This is a genomic window from Anoxybacillus flavithermus (genome assembly GCF_002742685.1).
GTDB lineage: Bacteria > Bacillota > Bacilli > Bacillales > Anoxybacillaceae > Anoxybacillus > Anoxybacillus flavithermus_E.
In genome coordinates this window covers 1-7648 of the sequence record NZ_PEDM01000052.1, presented here as the reverse complement: position 1 = coordinate 7648, position 7648 = coordinate 1, and the positions used below count along the sequence as shown (strand labels likewise).

General features: G+C 39.5%; 7 protein-coding genes and 6 tRNA genes. 2 read left to right on the top strand and 11 right to left on the bottom strand.

The genetic code is table 11. From position 1 onward, the window contains the following. Window positions 1-257 precede the first annotated feature (257 nt). Both CS060_RS13570 and CS060_RS13565 read left to right on the top strand, forming a co-directional pair. Window positions 258-641 carry an SRPBCC family protein gene (locus CS060_RS13570; protein WP_231563593.1) on the top strand — a complete coding sequence of 128 codons (384 nt, stop codon included), beginning with the start codon at window positions 258-260 and terminating at the stop codon, window positions 639-641. Between the two features lie 3 nt (window positions 642-644). After that, entirely contained in the window at window positions 645-1022 is a 378-nt protein-coding gene (locus CS060_RS13565) for an ArsR/SmtB family transcription factor (RefSeq protein ID WP_052025553.1), read from the top strand. On the opposite strand, the gene CS060_RS13560 is transcribed toward CS060_RS13565, so the two are convergent. The 11 genes from CS060_RS13560 to CS060_RS13510 all read right to left on the bottom strand — a co-directional run bounded on the left by CS060_RS13560 (window position 1002) and on the right by CS060_RS13510 (window position 7646). Further along, window positions 1002-2063 carry a LacI family DNA-binding transcriptional regulator gene (locus CS060_RS13560; protein ID WP_255350572.1) on the bottom strand — a complete coding sequence of 354 codons (1062 nt, stop codon included), beginning with the start codon at window positions 2061-2063 and terminating at the stop codon, window positions 1002-1004. The two genes, CS060_RS13565 and CS060_RS13560, sit on opposite strands and share 21 nt — an antisense overlap. Before the next feature lie 69 nt (window positions 2064-2132). Continuing rightward, a complete protein-coding gene (locus tag CS060_RS13555) occupies window positions 2133-2972 on the bottom strand; it encodes a carbohydrate ABC transporter permease (RefSeq protein WP_035047936.1) in 840 nt (279 codons plus the stop codon). Between the two features lie 14 nt (window positions 2973-2986). Next, window positions 2987-3913 carry a carbohydrate ABC transporter permease gene (locus CS060_RS13550; protein ID WP_035047935.1) on the bottom strand — a complete coding sequence of 309 codons (927 nt, stop codon included), beginning with the start codon at window positions 3911-3913 and terminating at the stop codon, window positions 2987-2989. Window positions 3914-3972: 59 nt separating this feature from the next. Beyond that, entirely contained in the window at window positions 3973-5262 is a 1290-nt protein-coding gene (locus tag CS060_RS13545; RefSeq protein WP_035047932.1) for an ABC transporter substrate-binding protein, read from the bottom strand. A gap of 169 nt (window positions 5263-5431) precedes the next feature. Next, window positions 5432-6793 (bottom strand): GH1 family beta-glucosidase, encoded by a 1362-nt coding sequence (locus CS060_RS13540; RefSeq protein ID WP_035047927.1) that lies wholly within the window; start codon window positions 6791-6793, stop codon window positions 5432-5434. Window positions 6794-7083: 290 nt separating this feature from the next. Next, window positions 7084-7168: transfer RNA gene (locus CS060_RS13535), tRNA-Leu, on the bottom strand. A gap of 51 nt (window positions 7169-7219) precedes the next feature. Continuing rightward, window positions 7220-7305, bottom strand: a tRNA-Leu gene (locus CS060_RS13530). 11 nt (window positions 7306-7316) lie between these two features. Next, a tRNA-Cys gene (locus tag CS060_RS13525) sits at window positions 7317-7390 on the bottom strand. An 11-nt stretch (window positions 7391-7401) separates the two neighbouring features. Next, window positions 7402-7473: transfer RNA gene (locus tag CS060_RS13520), tRNA-Gly, on the bottom strand. Between the two features lie 5 nt (window positions 7474-7478). Further along, window positions 7479-7553: transfer RNA gene (locus tag CS060_RS13515), tRNA-Gln, on the bottom strand. Between the two features lie 17 nt (window positions 7554-7570). Further along, window positions 7571-7646 (bottom strand) — tRNA-His (locus tag CS060_RS13510). Between the last annotated feature and the right edge of the window lie 2 nt (window positions 7647-7648).

Below are 7648 nucleotides of genomic sequence, written 5' to 3'. Positions count from 1 at the left end.
GATGCCCTATTTGTGTTGGGCTTTTTTATACACTAGCACTGGGGTGAATAGTTACAACAATTTTATTAAAATCTTTATCATTATTCTATGATTTTAATAAAATTGATAACCTACATTCTAGACAATAGTATGTGACGAATGAAGAAGAAATTTTACATAACACCTAAAGGTTTCATATGATAAAAATGAAACGAAAAGGTTATATAATTTAAGGAGGATCATTGATGAGCCAAAAAGTGCAAGATATCCAATAAACGATTATCATCGAAGCGCCTATTCAAAAAGTATGGGACATTGTTTCTACATCCGAAGGAATTGCCTCATGGTTTATGCCAAATGATTTTCAGGCGATTGAAGGACATGAGTTTCATTTACAAACCCCTTTTGGACTTTCTCCATGTAAAGTGTTAAAAGTGGAGAAGCCTCATCTTCTTTCTTTTTCATGGGATAAAGACGGATGGATCGTTTCCTTCATTTTAAAAGACTTAGGAGACAAAACAGAATTTACTCTTATTCATGGAGGATGGGGAAGCGCAGACGATATCCTTCCGAAAGCAAATGAAAAACAATCTATTGTTCGTGATCGTATGGCAAACGGATGGACAGGAATTTTAGAAAAGCTTCGAAAGGTTGTGGCATAATACGTGGAGCCAACAAAAAAGCATGATGTTTTTCAAGCAATTGCAGACAAAACAAGAAGAGATGTCTTACGTTTGTTGGCAGAAAAAAAAGAATTACCGATCTCTGCGATTGCAGCGCATTTTCCAATTAGCCGTACAGCCATTACGAAACATTTAAACATTCTCGCCGAAGCAAATTTAGTCCAAAGTCGAAAATCAGGACGAGAAAAAATTTATCATCTTCATCCTGAACCGTTAACAGAATTAAAGCAATGGCTGTCATTTTATGAACGTTTTTGGGAAAATAAATTATCTATTTTAAAACATGTTGTTGAAAATGAGTACCCCCCTACGTTTGTAACGATAGGGGGCTTTTTTTGCTTACATCTTCCCAGACATTAATCCGTACAATCGATTGCTTCCACAAGATTCGCGAATAATTAATTCCGGTTCAACCATGACTGCTTTCGGCTGAAATTGGCGGTGTATAATATCCCTTAACATATATGCAGCAAGTCGTCCGATTTTTTCTTTATCTTGACGAACGGAAGTTAAAGGTGGATCGGTATAATTGCATGCGTCGATATCATCACACCCAACAACCGCAATATCCTCAGGTATTTTTAATCCGTGTTCCTTTACCGCTTTCATTGCACCAAATGCCATTAAATCTGACGCTGCAAATACCGCTTCAGGATGATGTGACGAACCTAATATTTTTTTCATCGCCTCATAGCCACTTTCCATAAAGAAGTCCCCTTGAACGAACCATTCTTCGTGAATTGTTAATCCAAATTCCTTCATCGTGTTGCGAAATCCTTGTTCACGAATTTTTGTCACTTGTGCGCCTGGCAAACCACCAATGTAGCCGATATGTCGATAGCCACATAAGTAAAAATGCTCTACTACTTTCGCTGAAATCTTATAGTTATCTGTCATAATATACGCAGAACGGTTGCCTTCAAGCGGAATATCCACCCCAATACATGGAATGTCGCTCATATCTAATCGATAAATAGATGGTTGAAGTTTTTCACCACTAATAATGATTACTCCGTCTACTTTGTAACGCATAGCACGCTCATAATAATCTTCCTCCCCTTCTTCGAATTGTTCATTTGAAAAGAAGAGGAGGTCATAACCGAACGTTCCCATTGTTTTTTTGAAAGAGTTCATTACCTCAATAAAAAACGGGTGGTTGAAATCCGCGTTGATTTCTCCGGCGTAAATAACGCCAACTACTCTCGACTTATGAGCAGTATCTTTTTGAATGCGAGCAGCGACATACCCAGTCTGCTCCATAATTTCTAGCACTTTTTTTTTCGTTTCCTCACCGACATCATGATAGTTATTTAATACTTTCGATACCGTACCTGGTGACACACCCGCTAATTTCGCAATTTCCTTAATGGTAATTTTCATACGATCCCTTCTTAACTTTATAATCTTACCTTTATTATAACATAAATGTTCCCGTAAAAAATGAATGCGCTTTAGTTGGCGGTTATGTCACTATTGTTTGACGGATCCTTGCGTCAAGCTTGAAATGAACAACTTATTAAACATTAAAAATACAACAACTAAAGGCAATGTTGCCCAAAATGTTCCTGATAAAATCATACCATAGTCTTTCACGTATGCGTCTTGAAGAGCGCGAATAGCAATTTGAATTGTGTAGCTTGATTCATCTCTCAATACAGTTAATGGCCATAAGAAATCGTTCCATACGAACATAAATGTTAAAATACCAAGCGTCGCAAAAGCTGGTAAAATCGAAGGAACGACGATATTCCAATATACACGGAATATACTGCATCCATCAATTTTTGCCGCTTCAATCAATTCATCAGGAATTGCGTCTTTAATATATTGACGCATCCAAAAAATACCGAACGCATTAACTAAACCTGGAACGATAATGGCTTTTAAATCGTTTAACCAACCTAACTTTGTAATAATGAAGTATTGCGGAATTAACCCTAATTGTGGCGGAATCATCATCGTAATTAAAATGACAGCAAACAGCTTTTCCCGACCTTTAAACTGCAACTTAGCAAATGCAAAACCTGCTAAAGAGCTGAAAAATAACACCCCAAGCGTCGTTAAGCTAGCAACAATAAAAGAGTTCCACATCGCCCCAAAAAAGTCGACGTTTTCTAATACGTTTTGAAAGTTTTCGACTAACTTATCTCCCGGTACAACAGCTGGCGGTAATTTATTAATGACATGATTCGGCTGAGTCGCCATAACAAACATCCAGTATAGCGGAAAAACCGACAATAACGCACCGATAATCAACAATACATGGATTGTTACTTTATTCACAAATCCCTTTTTACGTTGCATCTTCATTCACCTCCATGTTTTTACTTGCCCGATTTATCTAAACGATTGGACGCAAAGAAGTTAATTGTCGTAAATACAATGATGAGTAAAAATAGCGAGACGGCTGTCGCAGATGCTGTTCCGAACGCGTTATTCGAGAACGCTTCTCTCCATAAATACAACACGATCGTCATACTTTCTTCTCTAAATCCACTTCCGAAAATAAGTGGTTCAGCAAAAATTTGTAGCGATCCGATCGTTGCTGTGAATACAACGAATACGATAATCGGCTTCAACATCGGCACAGTAATGAAAAGAAACTGCTGCCATTTTTTCGCTCCGTCAATTTCAGCTGCTTCATAAAGATCTTTCGGAATGCTCTGCAATCCCGCTAAGAAAATAATCGAGTTATATCCAACCCATCTCCAAAAAATCATCGTCGCAATCGCAATTTTCGCTCCCCATTCAGATGTTTGCCAGCTTACAGGCGAAATGCCAAACAAGCCAAGTGTAGCATTTACTAACCCTGCTTCTTGTTCACTAAATAAAACGGTGAAAACAATCGCTACCGCAACAATCGATGTTACGTTTGGCACAAAGTAAGCGACACGAAATACACTTTTAAACTTGACCATTGCTGAATTTAAAGCAACGGCTAAAATTAAAGCCGCAATTAGCTGTGGACCTGTTCCTAATAAACCAATCACAATCGTGTTATAAATCGATTTCCAAAATAATGGATCAGTAAAAATAAGTGAAAAGTTTTTCACCCCGACAAATGTCATTTCGCCGAATCCATTCCATTTTTGAAAGGCTAAATAAAAGCTAAACAGCATTGGAAAAGCACCGAAGATCGCAAATAAAAGAAAGAACGGAGAAATAAATAAGTAGCCAGCTAATGCCGTTTTTTTCTTATCACTCAATCCTTTTGGACGGACGGTTGCGTTTGTATGATTATGGGATACCATTTGTATTTCCCTCCAAAAATCATAGTAGGGGAAGGGAATAAATCCCTTCCGCGTGTATTTTATTGACGTTCAAGTTGACGCTTAATACGTTTAATTGCTTCTTCCCATTCTTTTTCTGGATCAGCTTTTTTCTTTTGTACGTTTGTCAACGCTTTAATGATTTCCCCTTGAACGAGTCCGTAGTTTTTACCCATGTACACTGTTTTTACTTTTTGCGCTGCTTCTGCAAATACTTGAGCTGTATTTACTCCACCAAAGTACTCATCTTTGTAATCTTTAAACTCAGGTGCTTCATATACAGAAGGAGCAGATGGGAATAACCCCATATCCTTAAACGATTTTAATTGTTGTTCTGGCGCGACGAGCCATTGAATGAAGTCATATGCTTCTTGCGGATGCTTTGATTCTTTTGGAATCGTTAAATAAGAACCGCCCCAGTTTCCTGCTCCACCTGGCATGTTTGTAATAAGCCACTTACCTGCTGAATTTGGCGCATTTCCTTTCACTACCCCTTGCATCCATGCAGGAGCAAGTAATGTTGCATAGCTTCCTTTTTCCATCGCATTACCCCATTCAGGAGTCCATAATCCGTTGCTGCCAAGGTAACCTTTTTGAATTAAACTAACTGTATAATCGTACGCTTGTTTAATATAAGGTTCTTTTTCAATTAGCAACTCTTCTTTTTCATTGAAATATTGCACAGGCGCTTGGTCACGCAATGCGTTGTACACAAGTTCAACATTGTCTGCAATTGGCTTTCCTGTTTTTTCTTTAATTGTTGCAGCGACTTCAGCATATGCATTCCAGTCTGGAATTAACTTAGCAACTTCAGCTGGATCTGTTGGAAGTCCTGCTGCTTCAAATACGTCTGCGCGATAAAACATAGCTGTCGGACCGATGTCTGTCGGAAGACCGAACAAAAAGCTTCCATCCGCGCTTTCACCGATGCGCCATTTCCAATCTAAATACTTATCCTTAATGTCTTTTGCACCAAAATCGTATAAGTTATAAAAACGATCTTGCGCCTCACGATAACGTTCAATGTTGTTTACTTCAATCATTGCGATGTCCGGCGCACCACTTCCTGCTGATAACGCTGTAAATAGTGCGTTATGATGGTCGTCAAACTGTGTTGACTGAATTTTAATTTCAACATTTGGATTGTTTTTCATATATTCTTCAGCTAATTTTTCATAACCCGTGCTTCCGAATACCCACATGTTCAACTTCACTTTTTCACTTGAACCCTTGTCTTTTGATTCGTTATCACTTTGAGACTGATTGCTGCACGCTGTCGCGAACATAAAGACAACTGCTAACAGCAACATGAGAGCTCGTTTCTTCATCATTCTTTCCCCCTCGCTTTTTCACAATATGTGTTCATACCGTTTACACCTTTCATTTGCCCATTTGCTTGTTTCACGTTATAATTCCTTTAGTTTTCTTCGTAGTAGCGGCCAATCCCCGACACTTCCCGCTATGACGAAGAAAACTTCTTCCCTTCCCCCATCACCTCCTTTATTTATCTTTTTCTGCTTTCAATCCGTTGTTTATAATCGTTTCCTTATACCATAATGCACTCTTTTTCGGTATGCGCTCTAGCGTTTCATAATCCACGTATACAATCCCAAAGCGTTTATCATAGCCAAATGCCCACTCAAAATTATCGAATAACGACCACACATAATATCCTTTCAAATTGACTCCTTGTTCAATCGCACGATGACAAGCGATTAAATGCTCTCGTATATAAGTAACTCGCTCATCATCTTCTACCTTACCGTCTTCATTAACGCGATCTTTGTATGCAGCACCGTTTTCAGTAATGTACAATGGTATGTCACCGTAATCTTTCTTCAACCGCACTAACAAATCAAATAAACCATTTGGATTGACTTCCCAATTCATATCTGTTACTGGTCTGCCTGTGCTTACATGGTCAAATACGATCGGTTCATGTTCACCTTTTTTCCAATCTTTTAATGTTGCTGTTGAATAATAGTTAAATCCGAAAAAGTCGATCGGTTGCTGAATCGTTTGTAAATCTCCCTCTTTATAAACATCTGGTAAATAATCTTTATACACTTCTAACATATCTGCTGGATATTGTCCCATAAATACAGGATCTAAAAACCAACGATTCATAAAACCGTCCCATTTCTGCGCTGCATCGACCGCCTTTTCATCTTTCGGATCAACTGCATATCCAGGCGTCAAATTCAACGTAATTCCAATTTCTCCGTCTTTCGGACCGATTTCCCGAAACGCTTTTACTGCTTCCCCGTGGGAGAGGAGAACATGATGAGCTGCTTTTAAAAACGATGTAAAGTTTCGAATACCCGGCGCGTGTTCACCGTTACCATACCCTAAATAAGTGACGACCCACGGCTCATTATGCGTAATCCATTTTTTTACGACATCACCGAGGTTTTCGTAAAGAAACGAAGCGTATTCTTGGAAGCGATACACAATATCGCGATTTTCCCAACCGCCTTTTTCTTGAAGAGCTTGTGGCATATCCCAATGGTAAATAGTCAACATTGGTTCGATACCGTTCTCTAGCAATTCATGCACAAGACGCTTATAAAAATCTAGTCCTTTCTCATTAAACTTACCTGGCGTCTCTGTATACAGTCTCGCCCAACTAGTAGAAAATCGATACGCCTTCAAATGAAGCGCTTTCATTAATGCGACATCATCAACATAGCGATTGTAATGATCAATTGCAATATCTCCATTGTCACCATTCGCTACTTTACCCGGAATACGAGAAAAGTGATCCCAAATCGAGTAAATTTTATCTTCTCCAGTCGCCGTTCCTTCAATTTGATACGATGAAGTAGCAGCTCCCCAGATGAAATCTTTCGGAAACTGAAGCATATTTCGGACCTCCTACGAAATTTTTCGTTAATAAAAAATTAAAAAAGCGCTTTCTTTCATTTGTTTCGTAACTTAATCATAATAATAATTGACGTATAAGTCAATAAAATCTTTCACCCCTAAACGAAAAATTATAATAAAACATGAAATAAATATATTTATCCTACGAAAATTTTCGTAAAATATAAAAACTAAAAGGATGAAAAAGCAAAGCTGGAGCGTCCTGGAGAAAAGGAAAAGTATAAGAGGAAATAAAAAAGGATTCCTGCGATTAACAGGAATCCTTCTAGTGCCGATGGTGGGAGTCGAACCCACACGGGGGGCTACCCCACACGATTTTGAGTCGTGCGCGTCTGCCAATTCCGCCACATCGGCATGAGACAATCAAATTGTAGCATGCCTTATTATTTTGTCAAGGCTTTTCAGTGCCGAGGGCCGGACTCGAACCGGCACGGTAGTCACCTACCGCAGGATTTTAAGTCCTGTGCGTCTGCCAATTCCGCCACCCCGGCGCATAAAAAAATGGAGGCGGCAACCGGATTCGAACCGGTGGTAAAGGTTTTGCAGACCTCTGCCTTACCACTTGGCTATGCCGCCATGAAACGAAGAGCGGAAGACGGGACTCGAACCCGCGACCCCCACCTTGGCAAGGTGGTGTTCTACCACTGAACTACTTCCGCATACATGGCTGGGGTAGCTGGATTCGAACCAACGCATCACGGAGTCAAAGTCCGTTGCCTTACCGCTTGGCTATACCCCAACATTTGAAAATGTATATGGGGCGACTAGTGGGAATCGAACCCACGAATGCCAGAGCCACAATCTGGTGCGTTAACCACTTCGCCATAGCCGCCA